We start from the raw sequence: 24,051 nt of genomic DNA on the forward strand, positions 1-24,051 counted from the left end.
CAAACGCTCCAGCGAAAGCCGACCACAAATGTGCTACAAGTCAATTATTTAAATCTTGCCGTAGATGCACCTCCTGCAGCCATGGTGAAGTTGGGGATCGAGCCTGCGGAACGGTTCGGGGCTCACCTTATCGGCCTGGCGGCTGCAGACGTCCCGCAGCTCATCGCGGCCGGCGACGGCATGGTTGGTCCATGAAGGTGAAATCATGCAGTTTCAGCGAACGGAAATTGGAAAGCGGCTCGCCGAACTGGGTGCCGAATTCGACACTCGGCACCGGCCGGCCAGTCCTGGTCACCGCAAGCAATGTCGAACATGTCATTGCAAAAACCGTGCTGGCTGCCTGGAAAGACACCGGCAGCGCGGCGAGCGATAGCCGATGCATTCCCTTTTCTGGCCAAGGCCAAATGAAGTCCTGTCGCTGCAATCGGTACTAAACGCGACGAAAGCATCTATGACAGCCTCGCGGACGTCCCCGTCTTTCTCGAGCACCACGGCATCACGCATGCGGTCATAGCCGCCTGCGGGAATAGGCGTTCGGCGGCGTCACGCGTACGCTGATCGAAGAGAGCAGCATCAACCGCTTCATGTTGTATTAGCCGCCGGTCGCATCAGGACCTTCACGCCCGTCGCTTGAGTCACGCACGATATCGCCACGAGGGAGACGCCTGTTGACCGAGATCAATGCAGCGGTCGCCGATATCGCAATGATCTGCCAGAAAACGGGAGCGAAACGACATGAGTTTTCTCGACTACTTGATTTCAGTTGACGCCAGGACCGCCTTGATGAGCCGCATGATGCAGAAGCTCGGCGTCGACAAATATTTGAAGATCGTTCCGGACCATATTGCCGTCACCAATCGAGCGGTCGACCGGTGTCGCTCCTGCGGGCACCAGGATGAATGCTCGACTTGGCTTGATGAACACCAGCAAGCTGATGATCCGCCAGACTATTGCCGTAACCGCGACCTGATCGCACGGCTGCAGCACGCAGCCGGCCAACGATAGAGCGGTCGTGCAGGCATACCGCAGATCGCGTCACCAAGGCCGCGTGCTGCAGCTCCTCGATTTCCTGGGCGGTCATTGCTCGCCCAATGTTTCGCACCTGCTGGCTGATGGCGTTCCGGCGGACACCGCCCGCGAATGCCTGCAACTCCACTCTCATTAAACAGCCGACCGGCCCTCTAGCCACGAGCTGCCCGCCAATAAGATATATTGACAATGTTTCTTTAAGGCGCGATTCCGACCCATACCGACGAAGGTCTCCTTTGAAGCCAATGCATCAATCGTCATCGTGGACGCGACTTCACTCGGTGCGTTGCGGAGCTGTTTGAGTGTGGGAATTATTTTGAGGTCTTTGGGTCTTCGAAAACCAAGAGCATGCACATGATTGCGAATGGTCGGAGCAACAAAACGATCGTCATCGGTGGTACCCCGTTGCCAGACGTGCTTGACGAGGCCATGATCCGTCTTGTGGTTGACGGCTTTTATGATGAGATTCGCCGCGACGACCTTCTCGGCCCCATCTTTCATAACGCTATCCATCCTGAGGCTTGGCCGCGCCATCTGGCTAAGATGTGCGACTTCTGGTCCGCTACGCTGCTCCGGTCGTCCCGTTATGAGGGCCGTCCATTACCGCCACACCTGGCGATCTCCGGCCTTGGAGTGGCGCATTTCCGGCGTTGGCTAAAGCTGTTTCGCGCAACGGTGCGCCGTGTTTGCCCACCCGAGGTTGCGGCGCTGTTCATGGACCGCGCACTGCGCATAGCTCACAGCTTCCGTCTCGCGGTCGCCTTCAGCCGTGGCGAGACTACGATGGGCATAGAACCGATCGTCGAGAAGGACCTGTGATGCGGGGTTGGATTGTAAGTGGCTCCTGTACCAGAATTGCGAAGAGGAACCGTTAGTGCGGTTGACCAATTTCTCGGACTACGCCTTGAGGATGCTAATGTACGCGGCCTCTGCCGGTGATCGCCTGATCACGATCGAGGAGGTGGCACGCACGTTCAAGGTATCCAAAACGCACCTCAACAAGGTCGCCAACACCCTGACTCGCGGCGGTTACTTGAAAGCGGTCCGCGGTCGCTCCGGTGGGCTAGCCCTCGGGCGGAGCCCCGAGATGATCCGGATCGGCGACGTGGTACGGCTGACGGAGCCAGATTTCGCGCTTGTGGAGTGCTTCGGGACCGGAAATCAGTGCGTGCTCACCGGCCGCTGCAAACTTTCAGGAATGTTCGGCGACGCGATGGCCTCCTTCCAGAACACCCTTGATCGTTACACGCTGGCCGACGTCGCATTGATGCCCCAGGACTTTGTCGGCGGGCTGCCTGCATACGAAGCTTCGGCGTACGATAAGCATGGGTAAGGCCTCGATCGACAATTCAACCACAACGCCGCGCGGTTCGCGTCTGCCGGCCCGTGGAGACAAGCATGACTGACCCAGACAAAAATGACACACCGGTGGCCAACCAATTCGAGTCGGGCGTCGACCTGAACAACACGCTGCTCCCTATGCTGATCGGCGGGCTTGTTCTGATTGTCATCGGTGCAATTATGGTCATGACGTTTGTCTAGCTTTTCCTAGCCAAACGGCAATGCTCATCAAAGTTGCGAAAGCGCAAAGAAGGCGGCCTGAGAGGAATCTATTAAGACGCTTCGCAATGGCGGAGACTTCATCGTGAAGGAGCTCAGTTCGTTCAATTCCGACATGGTCGTCGACGAGATCATGAGAAAATGGCCGGCAACGGTGGCTGTCGTGCTGAGATACAGGATGCTTTGCGTCGGTTGTCCAATCGGTACCTTCCATACGGTCGCTGAGGCGTGCCGAGAGCATCAGACCAATGAGACCGCCTTCCTGGTGGATTTGGAATCGGCTGTTCGAGCGCGCAGGTGATAAATCAGCGCTTGGTTCGACTCCCTGAGAGGACCACAAGCCGGTGCGCGTCCTTGACAGTGACTTTCTGGCGTCCGCTGGCAATTATCCCATTCTCTTCCCATTTGCTGAGCAGCCGGCTGACCGTGTGCAGTGTCGTCCCCGTCATTTCGGCAATGTCCTGCCTCGAGATCGGAAAGTCGATTTCGATGCCGCTGTCGGTGTTCCGACCAGTCTGATTTGCCAGTCGCAGCAGCGCGTGAGCAACGCGCTGCTCCACCTGTTCAGTGGACATCTCCACAACCCGCGTCTGGGTTTCTTGCAGCCTGTTTCCGACTGTCCGGTAGGTGGTCGCCCCAAACGCAGGAAACCGCTTCGCCAGTTCCGGCCATAGCGCGTTGGGCCAGGCCAACACCACGCAGTCCACCGCCGCGACTGCGCTGGCGGGGTAAGTCGTCCGGCCAAGGGCTGCGGCGACGCCAAAGATCTCGCCTTCGCTGATGTATCTAGCGATGACCTGCTGTCCATCCGGCGTGGTGCGAACCACGCGGATGTGCCCGGCGATCAGCACGAAGAAGGAATGGGCATCGGCTTCCTGCGCGAAGATCGTCGTCTCCTTGGCATAGCGAGACGACCGCGCATCTCGCAGGATCTCGCTCTGCTCGTCGGGCGTCAGTGCCTGGAAGAGCGGCAGCCGCGATATCAGCGATCGGTCTAGCGCAGCCAAGCGGATCCCTCACAGCCCTCTGGTTCCGCATCAGTCATGCGGGAGACCTTTCTACTCCGAGTTTGCGCCAGCGCAAATTCTGCCGGGGCTTGTCAGGCTAAAAGGCATGGAACGGCCAAATGCCGTGACGACGAAACAAAAGGACGAACCGATGAAACTCACCATTCTCGCCGCCGCAATCTCCATCCTCGCGCTGGCCGGCGGCGCAAGCGCGGAAGAGCATGTGGTGCAAATGCTCAACAAGGGCGAAAAGAGCGCAATGGTTTTCCAGCCGGCCTTCGTCAAGGCAGTACCCGGCGATACCGTCAAGTTCGTGCCGACCGACAAGAGCCATGACGCAGAGTCGATCAAGGGCATGCTTCCGGATGGCGCTGAGCCTTTCAAGGGAAAGCCCAGCGAGGAGATCACCGTCACACTCACCCAGGAAGGTGTGTATGGCGTCAAATGCGCGCCGCACTACGGCATGGGCATGGTCGCGCTGATCGTTGTCGGCAAGCCGGTCAATCTCGATACCGCCAAAGCGGTCAAGCATCCCGGGAAGGCAAAGACAGTGTTCGCCGACCTGTTCACCCAGATCCCGGCCAACTGACAGCATTCGATACAGCCATGCCCGCCACATAAAGCGCGGGCGCGGGCCGGACGGACCGAGGGCGGCGGTTCATCCGGCCCTGTTCATTTGGAGACGCAAATCATGGGGATTCCACGCCTGCGGGCCTACACCGGGCCCGCATTTCTTTCCTACGGATTCAGGCCGTTCTTCTTCCTTGGGTCGCTGTATGCGGCGCTCTCCATTCTGCTTTGGCTGCCGATGTATGCCGGCGAACTCAATGCCCACAGTGCGTTCGTTCCCGTCGACTGGCACATTCACGAGATGCTGTTCGGCTATCTGTCGGCGATCGTTACCGGGTTCTTGCTGACCGCCATTCCCAACTGGACCGGCCGGCTGCCTGTGCAAGGCCTGCCGCTGCTGGCGCTGGTGGTCCTGTGGCTTGCCGGCCGTGTCGCTGTCTTTGTCTCGGCGGATATCGGCTGGGAAGCAGCCGCCGTGATCGATGGCTCATTTCTGCTTGCGGTTGCTGCCGCGGCGGCCCGCGAGATCGTCGCAGGACGGAACTGGCGCAACCTGAAAGTACTGCTGCCGCTTGCCGTCCTGGCTGGCGCCAACGGCACGTTCCATATCGAGGCGCATCGCCAAGGCACATCGGACATCAGCCGCAGGCTCGGCATGGCCGCGGCGATCATGCTCATCTCGCTAATTGGCGGGCGCATCATTCCGAGCTTCACCCGCAACTGGCTCGTCCGCGAAAATCCTGGCCGGCTGCCTGCTCCGTTCGACCGTTTTGACATGGCATCGATAGCCATCTCAGCCATCGCGCTGGGAGCATGGACGTTCGCGCCCGACAACAGCGCCTCAGGAATGCTCCTGGCGGCCGCTGCAATCAGCCAGGCGTGGCGCTTGTCGCGGTGGGCCGGCGAGCGCACCTTGCGGGATCCGCTGGTGCTCGTACTCCATCTCGCATATGCCTTCGTGCCGGTCGGTCTCGCCCTTGTCTCGGTGTCGATCTTCTTCCCCGATGCCGTGCCGGCGGCGGCGGGACTCCACGCACTCGGAACTGGCGCGGTCGGCGCGATGACGCTTGCCGTGATGACCCGCGCAACGCTCGGTCACACCGGGCGAGAGCTCAAGGCTGGAAAAGGCGCCTCGTTCATTTTTGGAGCCGTCCTCCTCGCAGGATCATTGAGAATCCTGGCTGCCTTCGTCCCCTATGACATAGTGATCGACATGGCCGGCACCGCATGGGTGGCGGCATTTGCCGGCTTCATTCTGATCTATGGAAGTGCGTTGATGAGGCCAAAGGTGCGGTGAGGCGGCGGGGAGAGCAGGCGACCGTCGAAACGCGAATGGAAAAGCCGCTTCTGATTTGTCAGGCAATGCCGAGGTAGCCGACGATACGGTTCGCCCACCCCCGATGGTCCCGGACCAGCCTGAAACCCAGATTGTCGGGAGGCGTGCCAACGGCACAGCCGCCGCTTTTTCCGTCGCTGACGAAGTTCGACATGTAGGCTCTGTGAAGCCCTTCAAGGACGTGGACGCCGCAATTGTCGACCGAACTCGCAACGCCGCTTCCATCCGCAGCCAATGTGGTGCGGACATAGCAAGTCGAAGTCCACTCCCAGACATTGCCGGAAAAGTCGGCGAGGCCCAGGGAATTGAAACCAAAAGAGCCGCGGCTCTTGGGCAACGGGTCCGGTTTGCGATCGAGGTCCACCTCGGCCTTGTAGCTGGTGAGCCAGCGTCTGGCGGGGTTGTTGGCATCGTTTTCGACACCCTCAAATTCCCCTGCGAACCGCTCCGCCGCGGCAAACGCCCATTCTTCGTCGGATGGCAGCCGCCATTGGTCGCCCGTCACTTGCGAATACCACCGGGCGTAGGCATTGGCATCGAGATAGCTCACTCCAGTTACGGGAGCGTTGCTTGGGATCGCGCGCGTCTCCTGTGCCGGCTGACAGCTTCCTGCCGACACGCAGTCTGCATAGTCGGCCGTGCTGATCTGGTAGGCCATGATTTCGAGAGGTCTGTTGAGTTGCCGCTTGAGGCGGGGATTGGCTTGCGGGCGTCCCTCCATCAGGAACTCCCCTGGCGTCGGATAGGTGATCGAACCGGAAAGCAAGGTAATCGTCATAGCGATGGGGTGAGGTTGTCGATCCCCGAAGACCGTCTGTATCGAGAGCCCTGCCGGAACGGCAGCGGCAACCAGGGCGACCGGAAGAACCTTGAGGATCAATGGAGACATCGCTTTGTCCATGCCCGGACAGCATCGCTGTCCGGGCAAATTGGAGTGCCGTCAGTTGGTGGCGAGGGGTGTCGGCGCCTCGACCTGCGTCATCAGGTCGTCATTCCATTCGCCCTCGACCATAAAGTGAGCGGTCGCACCGAGTTCCACGGCCTCGATCAGATTGTGATTGACATAGGCGTAGACGCCGGGCTGCAGGAACGTGTAGAGCGCCGACCCCGCGGAGCCGCCACGGATGAACCAGGTTTCTAGATCCTTGGCAGGCGGATTGGCGAATTTGCCCTGTTCCCAGACATAGTCGCCGTGGCCACCGATCAGATGCGGTCGCGTATCGCGGTTGGCCTGCGAATGGACGATCAACACGGTCTCGCCGACCTTCGCCTTCATCGCATTGTCGCCGGTCAGCGAACCGACCTTGCCATTGAACACCACATGCGTCGGGATCAGCCCGCGCATGACCTTGACGATGTCGTCGTAACCGTCGCCGGCCGATTCGTAGGTCTTGAAGTTGCCCTTCTCGTCGCGCGGAATATAGAAGTCGTTCTCGCCGATGTAGAAGATCTTGTCGTACTTTACCGGTTCGCCCTTGTCGTTCCTGAGCCCATCGCGCGGCAGGATCATGATGGCGCCGCTCATGCCGGAGACGACATGCCATGGGATCATCGCGCCGCCAGGTGCGCAGTGATAGACGAACGTACCCGTTCGGGTTGCCTTGAAGCGCAAGGTCACCTGCTCGCCGGGATTGATCAGCGTCAGGGCGCCGCCGCCCAGCGCGCCGGTTGCGGCGTGGAAATCGATGTTGTGAGCGAGTGAGTTGGTGTCGGGATTGATGAGCGTCAGTTCGACATAGTCGTCCTGATGCACGACCATCAGAGGGCTAGGAATCGAGCCGTTATAGGTCATCGCATTGAGCGTCGTGCCGTCGGCATCGATGACGACGGGCTTTTCCGCGATGGTCATGGTGAACTCGACGATTTTCGGTCCACCCGTGGCGATCTGATCGTGCGGATGCACAAAGGGCGGTGCCACGAGCTCGATCTTTTCGCGGGCGAGCCCTCGAATGTCCGTCTTTGTCACCGTTGCCGAAAATACCGGCAGTGCCGCCACGGTGGCAGCGCCAATCGCTGCTCCGAAAAGGGCGTCGCGTCGCGTGATCATGTCAGTCTCCTATCTCTCAACCGTTGCGGATGAGCAGAAGGTATCTGGCCTGACGCAGCGTTTCTTTGCGCTGGCGCAAATTGGTGGCGTTCAGTGTTAGGCAGCAACAACCCCGGAAACAGCAATCGTGCGCGGCATAGTCGCAGTGGGGAAGGGGGTGGGAGCGGTTGGCTGCACCGGCGCTGTTTGTCAGCCCTCGGCCCTGGATCAGCGCTCCAGTCTGTCTTCCCGATCGATAAGGATCCGCTCGGCAGCTCCGTCAAGATCTTCGTACTGGCCACTCCTCAAGGCCCACAGGAAGCCCCCCAGGCCAAGCGCACCAAGGAACAGGGCGACAGGGATGAGGTAGGCAAGGGTGGTCATGAGGATTGGGCCAGTTTGCTGCTGTCGGACAGCCTGTCGCGCCGGACATCTTTCGCCGGCGAATCTGGCATAGAACCTCGCAGACGCAGCGCATTTCCGATGACAAGCAGGGAAGACGCGGACATCGCGATCGCAGCGATAAGAGGGGTGACGTGCCCCAGGATCGCGATCGGCACGGCGACGGCATTGTAGACGATGGCGATCGTGATGTTCTGGCGAATCAAGCTTCCCGCCTTGCGCGAGACGTCCAGCGCGAGGGGGATTGCCAGAAGGCTTTCGCGCAGGAATACGAAATCCGCCGCATTGCGGCCAATGTCGGCGGCCGTGGCCGGCGCGAACGAAACATGCGCCGCGCTCAGCGCAGGCGTGTCGTTCAAGCCGTCGCCAACCATCAGAACCCGGTGTCCCTCTTTCGCCAGGGTTTCGATGCATTCGACCTTGCCGGACGGCAGCAGGCACGGAACGAAATCGCCGATACCCAGCATTTTCGAGATTTCGCTGCAGGCGCCCGCGCTATCGCCCGACAGCATCTGAACCGACATCCCGGCATCGTTCAATCGCTCGATCGCCGCCCTGGCGTCGGCACGCAACGCATCCTCGAAATTGAAGGTCGCGACAACGATCCCGTCTTTCGTCAGGACCGTCCCGCCATAGCCATGTTTGCCTTCGCCGCCGGTGCGGGCCTTCCATCCAGCCCATCCGCGTCTGCCCAGCCGCCAGATACTTCCGACGTCAGTTGCTTCGATACCGAACCCCGGATGCTCGGTGACGGCATCGAATTTGTGCTGCCCGCCGCCAGCGGCAAGGCCGGCCATGGCCTTTGAAAAGGGATGACGCGAATGCGCGGCCATGTCGGCCGCAATCGTCAGCATGGCCGGATCGATCGAGGCCGCATTGACGAGACGGGGCTGGCCGAGCGTGAGCGTGCCGGTCTTGTCGAACACCGCTGCATCAATCGTTGCCAGGCGCTCCATGGCCGAACCGTCCTTGACCATGATGCCGTTCTCGAACAGCCGCCGCGCGGCGACCACCTGGACGATCGGCACGGCGAGCCCGAGCGCGCACGGACATGTGATAATCAAAACGGCGATGGCGATGGTTATCGCCCGATGCCAGTCGCCGGTTGCCGCCATCCAGCCAAGGAATGTCACGAAGGCGGTGAGATGAACAACTGGAGCATAGAGTGCTGAAACGCGATCGGCGATGCGGCGGTAATGTGCGCGACCGCCCTCGGCGGCTTCCATCAGCCGAACCATTTCCGCCAGGAACGAATCCTTCGCGGCGGCTGTCGCCTCGATGGTCAGCGGGCCGGTAAGGTTGAGCACGCCGGCCTGGACGGCATCGTTTGGAGCCACGCTTCTGGGCGTGCTCTCTCCCGAAACCAGCGAGCAGTCGACGTCCGATGTCCCACGCGTGATCTTGCCGTCGACGGGGATCCTTTCGCCGGCCGCTATCAGCAACAGCATGCCCGGTTCGATCTCGCCAACCGGCAGATAGTCGCGTGCGCCACCGTCGCGCAGCACCATGGCGCCACGCGCGGCCAGTTGTGACAGGCCTTTCACGGCGGTGCGGGCGCGTGCGCGCATCACGTGATCCAGCGTGCGGCCGATCAACAGGAAGAACAGCAGAGACACCGACGCGTCGAAATAGGCGTGGTCGCCATGGGTGATCGTCTCATAGAGGCTCATCGCATAGGCCAGCGACACGCCGACCGCGATCGGCACGTCCATGTTCATGCGGCCGTGACGCAAGGCATTCCAGGCCGACTTGAAGAAGATGCCGCCGGCGAAGGCGAGTGCGGGGATGGCGATCAGTGCCGAGACCCAGTGGAACAGGTCGCGGGTCGCGCCCTCGGCACCGGACCAGACCGAAACCGACAGCAGCATGATGTTGCCCGCCGCAAATCCGGCGACAGCGACGGCGCGGATAAGCTCCGAAAGCGTTTTGTCCTTTTCACCAATCTCGGGTTCGAACAAATGCGCCTGGTAACCCAGCCGCCCCAGCAAGGCGACGAATGGTGGGGCCTCGTCCCCGCGCCACCGGACCGAGACCCGCTTCGTTGACAGGTTGACGCGAGCGGCCTCGACGTGATCGAGTTTTGCCATCGCCGTCTCGATTGTCTGCATGCAGGCTGCGCAATGAACCGTCGGAACTGAAAGATCGGTCTGGCTAAGGCCATCGCCAAGCGACCGGCTCGCCAGCTTGATCTCTTCGCTTGACGGCAGGTCGGATGTAGCGTTGCCCAGATCCAGCGCCATTTCCGCGCCCGGTGCACAGCAGCTCATTTCAGCGCTCCATCGGAGATCATGATCCTGCGCACGTCGCGGAAAGGCCTTGCCAGACCGGCATCGGCGTCGATTTCGACGATCCACACACCGTCCCTTGGCATGTGCTGCACTGCAAACTCCTGGCCCGAGGCGGCGGCGAGCGTGATGGACTCATCTTCTTTCTCGTAAGCGGGATGGCGAAACAGCACTTTGACGCCATGCAAGGGAACCGCCTTGCCGGCGTCGTCGGTGACGCCATAGCGGACTTCGCCCCATGCAATGGTCAACTTGCCGGTCCAGCCGAGGGCTGCCTGCGCGCGCCCTTCCTCGGCCTTCCTGTTGAATTGCTGGCTCGCCACATAGGTGTTTTCGACGACAAGGCCGGTCCAGCTTGTGTTGGCGAGCGTCGCCATGGTCAGGTTGACCGTGATCACCACGCCGAAAAAGGCAAGGATGATAGCCAACATGTGCCTGCCGGTGAATTCGCGGGATTTTCGCGTGGTGGCGCTCATCTGGCGGTCTCCGGTGCGTTGAAGGTGGCGGTGTATTCGCTGGACTCGAAACTCGCGTTGTCCTCGACCCGGAGTGTGAAGGTCTGCGCTACGCCATGGATCTGATCAGCAGGCAGGCGCACGAAAACCTTCAACATCTTCAGCCGGTCGGGTTCGACCGGGATCGCAAAAGAGCGATCGGCGGGGAGGTCGACACCGACGATGCTCATCTCTGCGCCTGGCAAGCCTCCAATGGTGACGATAATCGTTCTTGGTTCGGGGATCATGTTCAGCAGCTTGACGGTATAGCCATTGCGGATCGAGCCGTCGGACAGCGTCACGAATTGTGGATTGCGGTCGTGCAAAACATTGATCTCGAGCCGGTCGCGCGTCAGCAGCGAAAAGAGCAGACCCAGGCCGATCAGCGACCACATGGCCATGTAGACATAGGTGCGTGGCCGAAAGATCTTGCGGACATGGAAATGCGCCACCCTGTCCGAAAACAGGCCGTCAGCGGTCCTGACCGATGACGGATTGACCGAACAGGCGCCGCCCGCGGTCGCCAGCATCATGTTGGCATTGTAGTCGGAGAGTGTCGCGTAGGAGATCAAGCCGCGCTCCTTGCCGAGCTTGTCCATGACGCCGTCGCAGGCGTCGATGCAGAGCGCACAGGTGATGCATTCGAGCTGCTGGCCATCGCGAATGTCGATCCCCATCGGGCAGACAGCCACGCAGGCGTTACAGTCGACGCAATCGCCGACTGACTGTCCGGCGGCCTGGACCTTCTTGGTGTGACGCGTGCGCGGTTCGCCGCGCCAGTCATTGTACGTGACGGTGAGCGAACTTTCGTCGAGCATGGCCGCCTGGATGCGCGGCCATGGGCACATATAGGTGCAGACCTGCTCGCGCATCAGCCCGCCGAACGTATAGGTCGTCGCTGTGAGCACAGCGACGGTGATGTAGGCGACAGGCGCTGCCGTGCCGGTGAAGAGTTCGACGAGCAAGGTCGGCGCATCGGCGAAATAGAAGATCCAGGCGCCGCCGGTCGCTGCACCTATGATCAGCCAGATGGCGTGTTTCGACATTCTCAGCGCGAGCTTGCGGGCGGTCCAAGGCCCGGCATCGAGCTTCATGCGCGCGTTGCGGTCGCCCTCGATAGCTCGCTCGACGACTAGGAACAGATCGACCCACACGGTCTGCGGACACGTATAGCCGCACCAGGCACGACCGACAGTCGACGTAACCAGGAAAAGACCGACGCCGGCCATGACCAGAAGGCCGGCCACATAGTAGAATTCCTGCGGCCATATCTCGATGAAGAAGAAGTAGAAACGCCGGTTGGCGACATCGAGCAGCACGGCCTGGTCAGGGGCAAACGGGCCGCGGTCCCACCGCAGCCAAGGTGTCAGATAGTAGATACCAAGCGTGACCGCCATTGCCAGCCATTTGAATCGGCGAAAGCTGCCCGAGGCCCGCTTCGGGAAGATCTTCTTGCGCGCGGCATACATCGGCTGTCGCACTTTGGCCGAGTTGACCGCCTCGGCTTCGAGCCGTTCTACCTGCGTATTGTCCAGCACTGGTTTCTCCCGTCGCGCAGCTTTGATTTCGCCGGGCAAATGTTCTGACTGGGCACAGGCAGGTCAGCGAAATACAGCGTCGAGCGGATTTTGCTGCCGACTGGATTGCGCCGCGTTGATGCAGGTCAATCGCCTGGCCCACGGAAAACAAATCGAGCCCCGGCAGAGCCGGGCCTCGTCGCTTCGGCGGTGAGGGCCGGAGAATAGGCCCCCGTACCTATTCTCCACCGCCTAGCGAATGCACGTAGACCGCCAGCTCCTTGATCCTGGTTTCGCCCAGGCGCGCCCCCCAGGCCGGCATCACGCCTTGTTTCGGCGCTGTGACCTGGGCGGCAATGGCCGTTTCGCCCGATCCGTAGAGCCAGATGGCATCGGTTAGATCAGGAGCGCCGAGCTCCTTGTTGCCCTTTGCGTTGTCGCCGTGACAAGCAACGCAGTTTTCCGCAAAAACCTTGGCACCGGGCGCCACCAAAGATTCGTGGCTGACGGTTTCGGACAGGCCGGCAATATAGGCGCTGACCTGTTTGATCTGGTCGGCAGTGATAATGTCGCCAAAAGCTGGCATTTCCGAAAGCCGCGTATCCGGATCGGATGCGAAGCGGATACCATGCGTGACCGTCTGCTGGATCTGATCCGCCTTGCCGCCCCACAGCCAGTCGTCGTCATTGAGGTTGGGGAAGCCCTTGGAGCCCTGGGCGCCGGAGCCATGACATTGCACGCAATTGACCTTGAACGCGGCGCCACCAGCGGCGATCGCGAATTCGCGCAAACCATCGTCCGCCGCGATCTCCGAAACACTCTTCGATTCTATCGCCGCGACATATTTGCCCTTCGCCGCTTCAGCCACCGATAGCTCGTTCTTGACTTCGTTGCGGCTCGAATAGCCGAGCACGCCCGTTGTTGCCGAATGCAGCAAAGGCCATGCCGGATAGGCGATGGTGTATCCGATTGCCCAGACAATGGTGGCGTAGAAGGTTACGACCCACCAGCGCGGAAGCGGGTTGTTCAGCTCCCGAATGCCATCCCATTCGTGGCCGGTGGTCGAAATGCCAGAGATTTCATCGATGTGCTCGTCGCTCATGATCACTCGTCCTCAAGGGGAATCCGGGCAGCTTCGTCGGCCAGCTTGCGGCTGCCGGGGCGCAGGGCGAAGGCAATTGCGCCGACAAAGAAAAGCGCCATGGCGACCAGGCCCCAGCTGTCGGCAAACTCTCGCATCACACTGTAATCCATAAATAAAACTCCTCAGCGATAGCCGGCGGCTTCGTCGTAGTTCTTGAAGTCGACCAGTGTGCCGAGCATCTGGAGATAGGCGACGAGGGCATCCATCTCGGTGACCCGTTGCGGGTTGCCGTCGAAGTCGCCGATCTTGGCTCTGGGGTAGCGGGCCTCGAGGCCGGATGTGTCGGCGTTGGGATCAGCCTGCGCCATCAAGTCGGCGTTGGCGTGTGCGATCATGTCGTCGCCGTAGGGGACACCGACACGGCTGTTGGCGACCAGATGCGTCGAGAAATCCTTCACCTCGATCGGCGTGTCTTTCAGGAACGCATAGCTCGGCATGATTGATTCAGGCACCACCGAACGAGGATCCGTAAGGTGCTCGACATGCCATTGATTGGAATAGCGGTCGCCAACCCTGGCGAGGTCCGGTCCGGTGCGCTTCGATCCCCATTGGAAAGGATGATCGTACATCGACTCGGCCGCCAGACTGTAGTGACCATAGCGCTCGACCTCGTCGCGGAACGGTCTGATCATCTGGCTATGGCAGAGGTAGCAACCCTCGCGCACATAGATGTTGCGCCCGACAAGTTCGAGCGGCGAGTAAGGGCGCATGCCCTCGACCTTCTCGATCGTGTTGTCGAGATAGAAGAGCGGTGCGATCTCGACGATGCCGCCGACAGTCACCACAAGAAGAGAGCCGATGAGAAGAAGCGTGGCGTTCTTCTCAATGAGCGCGTGTTTGTCCATTAAGCCCATTGTCTGGCTCCTTATTCGGCAGGCTGCAGGACGGGCAGGGAGCCCGGCATCGGCTCTTCCTCGCGCTGGTAGCCGAGGATGGTCATGGCGATGTTCCAGGCCATGATCAGGGCGCCGGAGAGGTACATGGCCCCGCCGATGGCGCGCATGACATAGTAGGGGTGCATGGCGGCCACGGTTTCGGCAAAGGAGTAGACCAGGAAGCCCTGCTCGTCGTATTCGCGCCACATCAGGCCCTGCATGATGCCGGACACCCACATGACGGCCGCGTAGACGACGATGCCGAGCGTCGCCAGCCAGAAGTGCCAGGTGACGAGCCGCAGCGAATAGAGACGTTGGCGGTTCCAAAGCTTCGGCACCATGTAATAGATCGCGCCGAACGAGATCATGCCGACCCAGCCGAGTGCGCCCGAATGGACGTGCCCGATGGTCCAGTCGGTATAGTGCGACAGCGAATTGACCGTCTTGATCGACATCATCGGACCTTCAAAGGTCGACATGCCGTAGAAGGCGATGGCCATCACCATCATGCGGATGATCGGATCGGTGCGCAGCTTGTCCCAGGCGCCCGACAGCGTCATCAGGCCGTTGATCATGCCGCCCCATGACGGCATCCACAGCATGATCGAGAACACCATGCCGAGTGTCTGCGCCCAGTCGGGCAGGGCGGTGTAGTGCAGGTGATGGGGGCCGGCCCAGATGTATAGAAAGATGATCGCCCAAAAATGGACGATCGACAGCCGGTAGGAATAGACCGGCCGGTTCGCCTGCTTGGGCACGAAGTAATACATCATGCCGAGGAAGCCGGCGGTGAGGAAAAAGCCGACGGCGTTGTGGCCGTACCACCATTGCGTCAGGGCGTCCTGGACGCCGGAAAAGGCGGAGTAGCTCTTGGAACCCAGGAATGAGGCCGGCATCGACAGGTTGTTGACCACATGCAGCATCGCGATGGTGACGATGAAGGACAGGTAAAACCAGTTGGCGACGTAGATATGCGGCTCCTTGCGCTTCAGGATCGTGCCGAGGAACAGGATGAGATAGGCGACCCAGACGATGGTCAGCCAGATGTCCACATACCATTCGGGTTCGGCGTATTCGCGGCTCTCGGTGATGCCCAGCAGATAGCCGGTCGCCGCCATGACGACGAAGAGCTGGTAGCCCCAAAACACGAACCAACCGAGATCGCCGCCGAACAGCCGAGCGCGGCAGGTGCGCTGGACGACATACAGGGACGTGCAGAGCAGCGCATTGCCGCCGAAGGCGAAGACGACGCCCGACGTATGCAATGGCCGTAAACGGCCGAAGTTAAACCAGGGCTGAATGTTGAGATCGGGGTAGGCAAGCTGCAGCGCAATGACGACGCCGACCAGCATACCGACGACACCCCAGAACATGGTGGCGATGGCGCCATAGCGGATTGGCCCATCCATATAGGCGGACGGGTCGATCGGAGCAGCCACTTCGAAATTCGTGTTGCGGATGAGGATGGCGACAAAGCCGAGCAGCACAAAAAACAGTACCCACATATGCTGCCGGAATGGCTCGTCCACACCGAACCCGGCTGCCACAAGGGCCGCAAATGTGAACAGGCCCAAGGCGAAGATTTGCGTGCCGAACTTCATGACCTGTCCCCGACCTCGGATTGGGATGCGCGGATACCAATCCGCTTGACACCAATTCAGCAGTCGCGTCGTCGCTGCCTTGATCCATGTCAAAGCCATTTGCTTTTGGATTGGGCAGCTTCCAACTCGCAAACTATCAGGAGGCTTTCATTGGACGGGGAGAACGAGCGGAAATCGTCGCTGTTTGAAGCCCGCCGCGAGATTTCCATGCCGGTCGCACGGTTCGATCGAGAGTTCCTCCCTGGCGCTGTGATGAAACGTGCCCATGGGGAAAAGCTGCGGCTCTGTGACGCCTTGGAAAAGATCGCCGATACGTTACCGGCCGCAGATCGCCTGACCTGTATTGGCGTGGCCAACGCGATCGTTCCGCTGTTGCGCAACATTCACCAATACGAGGAGACGGTTATCTTTCCGGCCTACGAGGCTGCTTTGACTGGCAGCGATGCCAACCTTGCTTCAACTCGTCGATTGCGCGCAGAACACGTCGAGGACGAATGCTTTGCCGGCGAGGTGACTGAAATCCTGCTGGCGATCGGCCATGGCGAGACAGTCGAGAATGGCGAGGCTGTCGGCTTCATGCTGCGCGGCTTATTCGAAAGCTTGCGCCGGCATATCGCCTTCGAACGCGAGCACGTCTTGCCGATGATCGGGGTCGTCGATGCCGGTTAGGCGCCGGACCGTCGCTGCAGCCGGCTCATGTTCTCCACCGTCACGTGCCGGTTGTTGTCGATCCGGATTACGCTGTCTGTTCTCAGCCTGGTCAGTTGGCGGCTGACCGTCTCGATCGTCAAGCCGAGAAAATCGGCGATGTCGGCGCGCGTCAGCGGTAGGTCAAAGCTTGTCGACTGGGCCGCCGGGGCAAGCGTGGGATCGATGTTCCTGGCGATCATCAGGAGAAAGCTCGCCACCTTTTCCGCAGCACTCTTGCGCCCCAGCGTCACCATCCAGTCTCGTGCTTCGTCTAGTTCATTGAGCGTCTGCTTGAAGAGACGATGCTCTAGCTGTGGCGATTCCTTCATCATGCGTTCGATGGCGGCTTTTGGAAACGAACACAGGGAAACGGTCGTTGCGGCTTCGGCGTTGATCGCGCTTTCCAGCTTGAAGGGCCTGCCCAGGAAATCGGGGGCGAACTGGAGGCCGACAATCTGCTGGCGTCCGTCCGACAGGCTCTTTGTGAGCTTCACCACGCCGGAAAGCACGTTCGAATAACGGTCGACGGTCTCGGTGTCACCAATCAGTTCTGCGCCCGGTTCAACGGTATGCTTCGATGAGGTCTTGGCGAGGCCCACCAGTTGATCGGGATCGAGCGCGCCGCAGACGCCATGGTGGCGCGCTTCGCATGATCGGCAAAGCACTGGAATGCCGGCGCTGTGAATATCCTGACGCACTGTCATCATGATCGTCCGAGGACCCAAAGTGCCGGCAAGATAGCATCGGCGGCAGGAAAATCCTTGCGGCAGTTTGTCCACCGCGGACTTTGACCGAAATCAAGGCTGCCGGCCAGTAATGTGGTCAACGTCGGGCCATGCAAAGTGGAGCGGATAGAGACGTGCGGCCAGAATTAGTTGCCAGACTTGGTGAGAACGTGCCGCGCTATACGAGCTACCCGACAGCGCCGCATTTCAATGCAAGCGTCGATGCTGCCGTTTGTCGGGGCTGGCTGCAGGCGCTCGACGAGGGCCACGAGATATCGCTCTATCTGCACATCCCGTACTGCGACAAGCTTTGCTGGTTCTGTGCCTGCCATACCAAGCAGACACGCCACTACGAACCGGTGACCACATATCTTCGCTCACTGCATGCCGAGATCGCCACCGTCGCCGGTCTTGTCGCAGGCAAGGGCCGCGTGCGTGCCGTCCATTTCGGCGGCGGTTCGCCAACGATGCTCAAACCGGAGGATCTGGTGGCGCTGGGAACCGCCCTGCGCAACAGCTTGACCTTTCTTCCCGGCGCCAAGATCAGCGTCGAAATCGAACCCAATGATATGGACGATGCCCGCCTCGACGCACTCGCCGAAATCGGCATGACCCGTGCGAGCCTCGGCGTCCAGGATTTTGACCCGAAGGTGCAAAAGGCAATTAACCGCGAGCAGAGCTTTTTGCAGACCAAAGCGGTAGTCGACGGCGTTCGTTCGCGCGGCGTCGAATCGGTCAATCTGGACCTGCTCTACGGCTTGCCACACCAGACCAGGGAGAGTGTCTCCTCCACCGTCGCGCAGGCACTGACCCTGGAACCGGACCGGATAGCGCTTTTTGGCTACGCCCATGTGCCGTGGTTCAAGAAACATCAGACGATGATCGACGAGGCATGGCTGCCGGGTCCGGCAGAGCGGTTTGCTCAATCGCAACTTGCGGCGCGGGCGATCGTGGACCAGGGATACGAAGCAATCGGGCTCGACCATTTCGCCAAACCGGGCGATGCCCTCGCGCTTGCCGCCCGCGCCGGAACACTGCACCGGAACTTCCAGGGCTATACCGAGGATCGCTGCGAGACCTTGATCGGCCTTGGCCCGTCATCCATCAGCCAGTTTCGCCAGGGCTATGCACAGAACATGCCTTCGACCGCCGAGTATGGACGCATGGTTGCTGATGGCGGGCTGGCCGCTGTTCGGGGTATCGCGCTTTCCGACGACGACCGTGTTCGCGGCTGGATCATCGAGCGATTGATGTGTGACTTCGCCTTCTCGGCGATTGAGCTGGTGGAGCGCTTTGGCGAAGCCGGCCAAAGACTTCTCCTCAAGGCGAGTTCCACGGCTCTTCATGGTCCTGCGCGGCTGCTTGAACTTGATGGTGACCTCTTCGTCGTGCCGGCGGAAAGCCGGCCCTTTGTCAGAAGCATCGCGGCGAAGTTCGATAAATATTTCGAAACCGGTACAGCCAGGCATTCCGTAGCGGTCTGAACGATCGCCCGTTCAGAAATGCTCGCCGGCCTTGAATGGGCCAATGCGGGTGCCGGCCGCGATCAGATAGGCGGTCGACCAGCCAATCAGAAGAAATCCGTTCACGCCCTCTAGAGCCGCGAGGACGCGCCATGCGTGAGCGGGCACAATGTCGCCGTAGCCGACGGTCGAGAAGGTGATGGTGGAAAAGTACAGCGCGGTTTCGAAGTCAGCAAAGATATCGAGCAGCCGGTATAGTCCTGCCCAGAGCCACACCTCTGCGGTCATGATGGCAAAGAGCCCCATCACCACGCTGATCATCGCAACGATGCGGCTGCGGCGCCCGTGCATGCGAAACCGGGCGACCAGGTGACCCATCACATGTGTGACCACGATCAGACCAAAGGTGTGAACCAGGACCGTAAGGCTAATGACGACGGTGCCGATGAGCAGATTGAGGATCATCTTCGGAAGGTAGAGATTGCTGCGGTGCCTTCCTTGCTCGAAATCAAACCGGCAGGTTTCGCCTATGCGGTGCAGATTGTCGACCGGGTCAGGAACCGCTTCTCCCGCCCGTTATCCAGCGAGAACATGCCACCGCGACCCGGCACCACGTCGATGATGAGATCGGTATGTTTCCAAGCCTCGAATTGCGACGCACCGATGTAGAACGGCGCGTCGCCGATGTGGCCGAGCAGCACGTCCTGGTCGCCCACGATGAAGCCGATACGCGGATAGCACATCGGCGAAGAGCCGTCGCAGCAGCCGCCGGATTGATGAAACAGCACCGGACCGTGCTCGGCGACAATCTCGGCGATCAGTTCGAGGGCTGCCGGTGTCGCTGTGACCTTCGCTCGCATCATGTCTTCCGATTTCCAGCCTTTGGCGCGGCCCCTCGCGGAGCCGCGCCTGTGGGTCAAAGCGGCGATCAGAAGAAGCCGAGCTTTTTCGGGCTGTAGCTGACCAGCATGTTTTTGGTCTGCTGGTAGTGGTCGAGCATCATCTTGTGCGTCTCGCGGCCGATGCCGGACTGCTTGTAGCCGCCGAAGGCCGCATGCGCGGGATAGGCGTGGTAGCAGTTGGTCCAGACGCGGCCCGCCTGGATCGCGCGGCCGAACCGGTAGGCGCGGTTGCTGTCGCGTGTCCAGATACCGGCGCCGAGGCCGTAGAGCGTATCGTTGGCTATGCTGAGCGCTTCGTCGTCGTCCTTGAAGGTCGTGACCGAGACCACCGGTCCGAAGATCTCTTCCTGGAAGATGCGCATCTTGTTGTGGCCCTTGAACACCGTCGGCTTCACGTAGTAGCCGCCGGCGAGATCGCCGGGCAGGACGTTGCGCTCGCCACCGGTCAGCAACTCGGCGCCTTCCTGGCGGCCGATGTCGATGTAGGACAGGATCTTTTCCAACTGCTCGGATGATGCCTGGGCACCGATCATCGTTGCCGGGTCGAGCGGATCGCCCTGCACGATCGCCTCGACACGCTTCAGCGCACGTTCCATGAACCTGTCGTAGATCGATTCATGAATGAGCGCGCGGCTCGGGCAGGTGCAGACTTCGCCCTGATTCAGCGCGAACATGACGAAGCCTTCGATCGCCTTGTCGAAGAAATCGTCGTCTTCGGCGACAACGTCCTTGAAGAAGATGTTGGGCGACTTGCCGCCCAGTTCCAGGGTGACGGGGATCAGGTTCTGGCTGGCATACTGCATGATCAGCCGGCCGGTCGTCGTTTCTCCGGTAAAGGCGATTTTGGCAATGCGCGGCGACGACGCGAGCGGCTTACCGGCTTCGAGGCCGAAGCCGTTGACAATGTTGAGCACACCGGGCGGCAGCAGATCGCCGATAAGATCGGCCCACAGCAAGATGGCAGCCGGGGTCTGCTCGGCAGGCTTCAGCACGACGCAGTTTCCGGCGGCAAGCGCGGGAGCAAGTTTCCAGCAGGCCATCAGCAGCGGGAAGTTCCACGGGATGATCTGGCCAACCACCCCGAGCGGCTCATGGAAATGATAGGCGACGGTATCGTCGTCGATCTGCGAAAGGCTGCCTTCCTGGCCACGCAAGGCGCCAGCGAAATAGCGGAAATGGTCGATGGCCAAAGGCAGGTCGGCGGCGGTCGTTTCGCGGATCGGTTTGCCGTTGTCCCAGGTTTCGGCGCATGCGAGGAGATCGAGGTTTTCCTCCATGCGATCGGCGATGCGATTGAGGATGAGTGAGCGCTCGGCCACGCTGGTGCGCCCCCAGGCGTCCTTGGCGGCATGGGCAGCGTCTAAAGCCGCCTCGATGTCCTGGGCATCCGAGCGCGCCACCTCGCAGAGCAGCTGACCATTTATCGGCGAGAAGTTCTCGAAGTAACGGCCCGAACGCGGTTCGGCCCATTTGCCGCCGATGAAATTGCCGTAGCGCTTATCGAAGGGCGCCTTGACCGGGCGTGAGAATTCTACCTTGTTCATGTGTCTTCCTCCGCAAAGCTGGCGCCGCGGAATGCGACGCTTCGGGAAGACACTTGCGATCTCCCACCGCTATTGCCAATGCGCCGGGGACAGTGGGCGGGCGGGTGTGTCGCAGAATTGCGACAGTCATGCGACGTTTCAAAAGTCAGTGGGACCTGTGGACGTCCAGGCGGTTGAGTTTGCGGTGAAGCGTGGCGCGACTGATGCCGAGCGCATGGGCCGCGGCCGAGACATTTCCGTCTGCCCGCGCCAGCGCCCGCTGCAGAACGCCGCGCTCCGCCTCGGCGAGGACTTCGGGGCGGCTCTCGGCCCAACCGAGCAGATCGGCCGCAGGCATCGGCTTGTCGAGACACTGTTGCGTAATTCCAAGCGCCAGGCGAGCCGAACGGGTCGCGCCGACCACAAGGTCGTCCGCATCAACCGCGATCAACGCGCCGGAACCCCTGTCGGGCACCGGCGCCAGCAGAATGCGCGCCTTGGGGAATGCCATTTTGAAGTTCTCGGCCTCGATCCGACGCGCCGCGTCGACGACGGCCATGGAAATAAGGTTGGAGAAGACCTCGGTCAGATCAGCCCGGCAGGAAGACACGTCAAGGGCAGCCGCAAGGTCTCCACGGTGATCATAAATCGGAGCCGTGGTGCAGCTCAGCACGGTGTTGCGCGTGTGAAAATGCTGATCACGGTGGATCGTCAGGACGCGCTGTTCCACCAGACAGGTGCCGATACCGTTGGTGCCCTCGCTCTCCTCGTTCCAGACGGACCCTGTCCATAACCCCCAGGAACGAAACGTCTCGTCGTCCACAGGCGCGCCGCGCCGTTCGACCGGCACGCCGTCGCGATCGGCGAGCAGGACGCAGCATCCAACGCCGCCCACCGCAAGATAGAGCCGGTCCAGGCTTGATTGAGCAACCCGGACGAGCGGCCCGATGCGTTGCCGGGCCTCTCCCAATTCCGCCTCTGTCAGATAGCGTGGGGGGCTGCAATCGGCCGGATCGAGCCGGTGCAGACTGGAAGACCGTCGCCAGGAAGCGACCAGCGCGGACTTCGCCGCCGCGTCCGAAGCGATCGCGGCCTGAACGCGGTCGGCGTGATGACCGGATAGATCCTCACCCATGCTTGTCCTCCCAGAACCCCAGCTCTCTTCCTGTCGGCTACTAGACCACGGCTGCTTCAAGGCAAGCTAACGCTGGTGTCCTGCCAAGTTCCGCTTTCGATCACCGCACTGTCAATTCGACAGAAGAACCAGACATCCGCTATGTTTTCCTGTCAGTCAGTGACGTTGGCCAATGGTAGTCGTCCTCGCCTGTGCCCCCACACACACTCTCTCTCTTCCAGGCAACTGTTCGGCTGATCCCCGCAAGCCTACCGGTATGAACTGGGCATTCATTGATCCATAGCAAAGACGGCTGACCATAATCAGCTGCGGGATCGTGCGGAACAATACGGGAAGCTTTCTGATTGTGGCCTCCAAAAACCCAACAAATCAACCTTTCGGCACATCCTCCGGGCCCACCAAATTATTACATATCTATCGGCTTATCGTCCACGGGTGGCCATCGACAGCCGTTCGTTGACAGCGTACGAGCGAACGCCGATATCGGCGATACCGAAACAGTTCAGGTGCGCGGAATGTTTCTCGGTATACGCTTGCGCGTGCTCGACGCTGTCGAACAAATAGACCCGCCCGCGACATCTCGATCGGGCGCCTCGGTCCACACTTCCAGATTAGCCCGGGCTCATTGATTCTCTGACGGCTGGTTGAAGGCGACAGTATGCTTGCATTCAGCTCAAGGCGTGGCCGGCCAATCCATAGACCCAAGGCCCATTGTCTTGCCGGTTCAGGAAGCGGCGCCCTTTGGACATGGTCGTAACGGTCTCGGCAATGCCGAGGCCGCTCTGCTGGAGAAACGCGGCAAACACGCCATCCTTCTCGCGGGTGTCGACGCGGGCGAATCGTCCTGCCAGTTCCTTCAGATGCAGGGCTGTAAGATGGACCGCGTCGAGATCGTTTCGCGCGACCATGGGGCCGATCACGTGACCACGACCGAACTCGCGACACATGGAATAGCCGACGATTTCGCCGCCGCGGCTCAAAGTGCAGATTGAGGCATCCACTGCGAGCAACGCGAGCAGCCTCTCGCGGTTTATCCCTAACGCGCGCGTATCCAGCGGCGTGATGTCCTTAAGTCTGTCGCTCGACAGCGCCTGCAATTCACCGTTCAAGGCCGGCATAGCCGGGAGTGTTTGTGGGACCTCCCCCTGGCGCTGGTATACGATCGCCTCGGTCGTGAAGCCGAGTGAAACGTAGAGGGGGTAGGCAGCATGGGTCGCGTTGAGTGCCAAATTGCGATCGCCGCACTGCTCAAGGACTAGGTCCATGAGCCATCGGCCGCCTCCTTGCGTTTGTGTGCGCGGCGTTGTGATCACCAGGCCAATGGTGGCAAAGTCGTCCCCGTGGGGAAACCACATCGCGCTCCCGAAAACGCGTCCAATACCATCAACGGCAACAATGCCGCGTCCGGCACGGCGCAGAAAGTCCCAATCCTTCGGCCGGTGAGGCCAGCGGACTGAGATCGACAGCGCGTGCAGTAGCTTGACGTCGACATCATCAATGTCCCGCGCGACCAGTTCGAAGGATTTCAGGCGTACTGATCTCTGCATCTCAATCGATCCGCTCCTTCAACGAATGCGCAAGGCACGCGGTGTTGATCCTGTCATCGATCGCCATGTCGCGACATACCTCTTTTGCCGCAGCATTATACGGGAAAGCCAGCAGGTTTCGCTGGTTCGAGGTGCTTTTTCGCAATCTTCGGCCAAAGCACGACGCAATTCGGCAGGGAACACTGCTGCCCGCGGATAGGCTGGTTGCACCCGGTGATAG

At 60.7% G+C, this 24,051-nt stretch carries 28 protein-coding genes; 9 read left to right on the forward strand and 19 right to left on the reverse strand.

Annotated features, from left to right (window positions below):
• Nucleotides 1-160: 160 nt before the first annotated feature.
• Nucleotides 161-382, reverse strand: a complete 222-nt coding sequence (locus tag NKJ91_RS11005; RefSeq protein WP_352455552.1) for a hypothetical protein — start codon at nt 380-382, stop codon at nt 161-163.
• A 353-nt stretch (nt 383-735) separates the two neighbouring features.
• Here NKJ91_RS11005 and NKJ91_RS11010 point away from each other — a divergent pair, with 353 nt between their 5' ends.
• From NKJ91_RS11010 to NKJ91_RS11030, 5 genes are all read left to right on the forward strand, one after another.
• A complete protein-coding gene (locus tag NKJ91_RS11010; RefSeq protein WP_352455553.1) occupies nt 736-1,005 on the forward strand; it encodes a DUF6455 family protein in 270 nt (89 codons plus the stop codon).
• A 372-nt stretch (nt 1,006-1,377) separates the two neighbouring features.
• Nucleotides 1,378-1,848, forward strand: a complete 471-nt coding sequence (locus NKJ91_RS11015; RefSeq protein ID WP_352455554.1) for a group III truncated hemoglobin — start codon at nt 1,378-1,380, stop codon at nt 1,846-1,848.
• A gap of 55 nt (nt 1,849-1,903) precedes the next feature.
• Complete coding sequence (locus NKJ91_RS11020) at nt 1,904-2,362, forward strand: RrF2 family transcriptional regulator (protein WP_352455555.1); 459 nt, start codon at nt 1,904-1,906, stop codon at nt 2,360-2,362.
• Nucleotides 2,363-2,427: 65 nt separating this feature from the next.
• Nucleotides 2,428-2,571 (forward strand): hypothetical protein, encoded by a 144-nt coding sequence (locus NKJ91_RS11025; protein ID WP_352455556.1) that lies wholly within the window; start codon nt 2,428-2,430, stop codon nt 2,569-2,571.
• A gap of 133 nt (nt 2,572-2,704) precedes the next feature.
• Complete coding sequence (locus tag NKJ91_RS11030) at nt 2,705-2,890, forward strand: DUF1858 domain-containing protein (RefSeq protein ID WP_352455630.1); 186 nt, start codon at nt 2,705-2,707, stop codon at nt 2,888-2,890.
• A gap of 4 nt (nt 2,891-2,894) precedes the next feature.
• Here NKJ91_RS11030 and NKJ91_RS11035 read toward each other — a convergent pair whose 3' ends face one another.
• A complete protein-coding gene (locus NKJ91_RS11035) occupies nt 2,895-3,596 on the reverse strand; it encodes a Crp/Fnr family transcriptional regulator (RefSeq protein ID WP_352455557.1) in 702 nt (233 codons plus the stop codon).
• Nucleotides 3,597-3,747: 151 nt separating this feature from the next.
• On the opposite strand from NKJ91_RS11035, the gene NKJ91_RS11040 reads away from it, so the two are divergent.
• A complete protein-coding gene (locus NKJ91_RS11040; protein ID WP_352455558.1) occupies nt 3,748-4,185 on the forward strand; it encodes a pseudoazurin in 438 nt (145 codons plus the stop codon).
• A 102-nt stretch (nt 4,186-4,287) separates the two neighbouring features.
• Complete coding sequence (locus NKJ91_RS11045; RefSeq protein ID WP_352455559.1) at nt 4,288-5,463, forward strand: NnrS family protein; 1,176 nt, start codon at nt 4,288-4,290, stop codon at nt 5,461-5,463.
• Between the two features lie 58 nt (nt 5,464-5,521).
• On the opposite strand, the gene NKJ91_RS11050 is transcribed toward NKJ91_RS11045, so the two are convergent.
• The 10 genes from NKJ91_RS11050 to ccoN form a co-directional block, all read right to left on the reverse strand.
• Nucleotides 5,522-6,403, reverse strand: a complete 882-nt coding sequence (locus tag NKJ91_RS11050) for an SUMF1/EgtB/PvdO family nonheme iron enzyme (RefSeq protein ID WP_502903571.1) — start codon at nt 6,401-6,403, stop codon at nt 5,522-5,524.
• 39 nt (nt 6,404-6,442) lie between these two features.
• Nucleotides 6,443-7,549, reverse strand: a complete 1,107-nt coding sequence (gene nirK / locus NKJ91_RS11055; protein ID WP_352455560.1) for a copper-containing nitrite reductase — start codon at nt 7,547-7,549, stop codon at nt 6,443-6,445.
• 207 nt (nt 7,550-7,756) lie between these two features.
• On the reverse strand, nt 7,757-7,912 hold the full coding sequence (gene ccoS / locus NKJ91_RS11060) for a cbb3-type cytochrome oxidase assembly protein CcoS (RefSeq protein ID WP_352455561.1): 156 nt from the start codon (nt 7,910-7,912) through the stop codon (nt 7,757-7,759).
• Nucleotides 7,909-10,197 carry a heavy metal translocating P-type ATPase gene (locus NKJ91_RS11065; protein ID WP_352455562.1) on the reverse strand — a complete coding sequence of 763 codons (2,289 nt, stop codon included), beginning with the start codon at nt 10,195-10,197 and terminating at the stop codon, nt 7,909-7,911. The genes ccoS and NKJ91_RS11065 overlap by 4 nt, the downstream gene beginning before the upstream one ends.
• The gene (locus NKJ91_RS11070; protein WP_352455563.1) at nt 10,194-10,691 is read right to left on the reverse strand and encodes a FixH family protein; all 498 of its coding nucleotides are present in this window, start codon (nt 10,689-10,691) and stop codon (nt 10,194-10,196) included. Before NKJ91_RS11070 ends, NKJ91_RS11065 begins: the two co-directional genes overlap by 4 nt.
• The gene (gene ccoG, locus NKJ91_RS11075; RefSeq protein ID WP_352455564.1) at nt 10,688-12,247 is read right to left on the reverse strand and encodes a cytochrome c oxidase accessory protein CcoG; all 1,560 of its coding nucleotides are present in this window, start codon (nt 12,245-12,247) and stop codon (nt 10,688-10,690) included. Before ccoG ends, NKJ91_RS11070 begins: the two co-directional genes overlap by 4 nt.
• Before the next feature lie 217 nt (nt 12,248-12,464).
• Entirely contained in the window at nt 12,465-13,328 is an 864-nt protein-coding gene (gene ccoP / locus NKJ91_RS11080) for a cytochrome-c oxidase, cbb3-type subunit III (protein WP_352455565.1), read from the reverse strand.
• 2 nt (nt 13,329-13,330) lie between these two features.
• Nucleotides 13,331-13,480, reverse strand: a complete 150-nt coding sequence (locus tag NKJ91_RS11085; protein WP_352455566.1) for a cbb3-type cytochrome c oxidase subunit 3 — start codon at nt 13,478-13,480, stop codon at nt 13,331-13,333.
• A 12-nt stretch (nt 13,481-13,492) separates the two neighbouring features.
• The gene (ccoO, locus tag NKJ91_RS11090; protein WP_352455567.1) at nt 13,493-14,224 is read right to left on the reverse strand and encodes a cytochrome-c oxidase, cbb3-type subunit II; all 732 of its coding nucleotides are present in this window, start codon (nt 14,222-14,224) and stop codon (nt 13,493-13,495) included.
• A gap of 11 nt (nt 14,225-14,235) precedes the next feature.
• Nucleotides 14,236-15,846 carry a cytochrome-c oxidase, cbb3-type subunit I gene (gene ccoN, locus NKJ91_RS11095; RefSeq protein WP_352455568.1) on the reverse strand — a complete coding sequence of 537 codons (1,611 nt, stop codon included), beginning with the start codon at nt 15,844-15,846 and terminating at the stop codon, nt 14,236-14,238.
• A 252-nt stretch (nt 15,847-16,098) separates the two neighbouring features.
• Here ccoN and NKJ91_RS11100 point away from each other — a divergent pair, with 252 nt between their 5' ends.
• Nucleotides 16,099-16,515: a hemerythrin domain-containing protein gene (locus NKJ91_RS11100; protein WP_352455632.1), complete on the forward strand. Its 417-nt coding sequence runs from the start codon at nt 16,099-16,101 to the stop codon at nt 16,513-16,515.
• Here the strand turns inward: NKJ91_RS11100 and NKJ91_RS11105 are convergent.
• Entirely contained in the window at nt 16,512-17,240 is a 729-nt protein-coding gene (locus NKJ91_RS11105) for a Crp/Fnr family transcriptional regulator (RefSeq protein ID WP_352455569.1), read from the reverse strand. The genes NKJ91_RS11100 and NKJ91_RS11105 overlap by 4 nt on opposite strands.
• A gap of 155 nt (nt 17,241-17,395) precedes the next feature.
• Here NKJ91_RS11105 and hemN point away from each other — a divergent pair, with 155 nt between their 5' ends.
• On the forward strand, nt 17,396-18,745 hold the full coding sequence (gene hemN / locus NKJ91_RS11110) for an oxygen-independent coproporphyrinogen III oxidase (protein ID WP_352455570.1): 1,350 nt from the start codon (nt 17,396-17,398) through the stop codon (nt 18,743-18,745).
• 12 nt (nt 18,746-18,757) lie between these two features.
• Here the strand turns inward: hemN and NKJ91_RS11115 are convergent, their stop codons facing one another.
• From NKJ91_RS11115 to NKJ91_RS11140, 6 genes are all read right to left on the reverse strand, one after another.
• Nucleotides 18,758-19,189: a potassium channel family protein gene (locus tag NKJ91_RS11115; protein ID WP_352455571.1), complete on the reverse strand. Its 432-nt coding sequence runs from the start codon at nt 19,187-19,189 to the stop codon at nt 18,758-18,760.
• A gap of 62 nt (nt 19,190-19,251) precedes the next feature.
• On the reverse strand, nt 19,252-19,584 hold the full coding sequence (locus tag NKJ91_RS11120) for a DUF779 domain-containing protein (RefSeq protein ID WP_352455633.1): 333 nt from the start codon (nt 19,582-19,584) through the stop codon (nt 19,252-19,254).
• A gap of 68 nt (nt 19,585-19,652) precedes the next feature.
• Complete coding sequence (adh, locus tag NKJ91_RS11125; protein WP_352455572.1) at nt 19,653-21,170, reverse strand: aldehyde dehydrogenase; 1,518 nt, start codon at nt 21,168-21,170, stop codon at nt 19,653-19,655.
• A 145-nt stretch (nt 21,171-21,315) separates the two neighbouring features.
• Nucleotides 21,316-22,284 (reverse strand): helix-turn-helix domain-containing protein, encoded by a 969-nt coding sequence (locus NKJ91_RS11130; protein ID WP_352455634.1) that lies wholly within the window; start codon nt 22,282-22,284, stop codon nt 21,316-21,318.
• A 422-nt stretch (nt 22,285-22,706) separates the two neighbouring features.
• Nucleotides 22,707-22,886 carry a YdhR family protein gene (locus NKJ91_RS11135; RefSeq protein ID WP_352455573.1) on the reverse strand — a complete coding sequence of 60 codons (180 nt, stop codon included), beginning with the start codon at nt 22,884-22,886 and terminating at the stop codon, nt 22,707-22,709.
• Nucleotides 22,887-22,952: 66 nt separating this feature from the next.
• Nucleotides 22,953-23,831, reverse strand: a complete 879-nt coding sequence (locus NKJ91_RS11140) for a GNAT family N-acetyltransferase (RefSeq protein ID WP_352455574.1) — start codon at nt 23,829-23,831, stop codon at nt 22,953-22,955.
• Nucleotides 23,832-24,051: the final 220 nt, after the last annotated feature.

It is taken from the genome of Mesorhizobium sp. M0040, from assembly GCF_040323505.1.
In the GTDB taxonomy this organism is placed as follows: Bacteria; Pseudomonadota; Alphaproteobacteria; order Rhizobiales; family Rhizobiaceae; genus Mesorhizobium.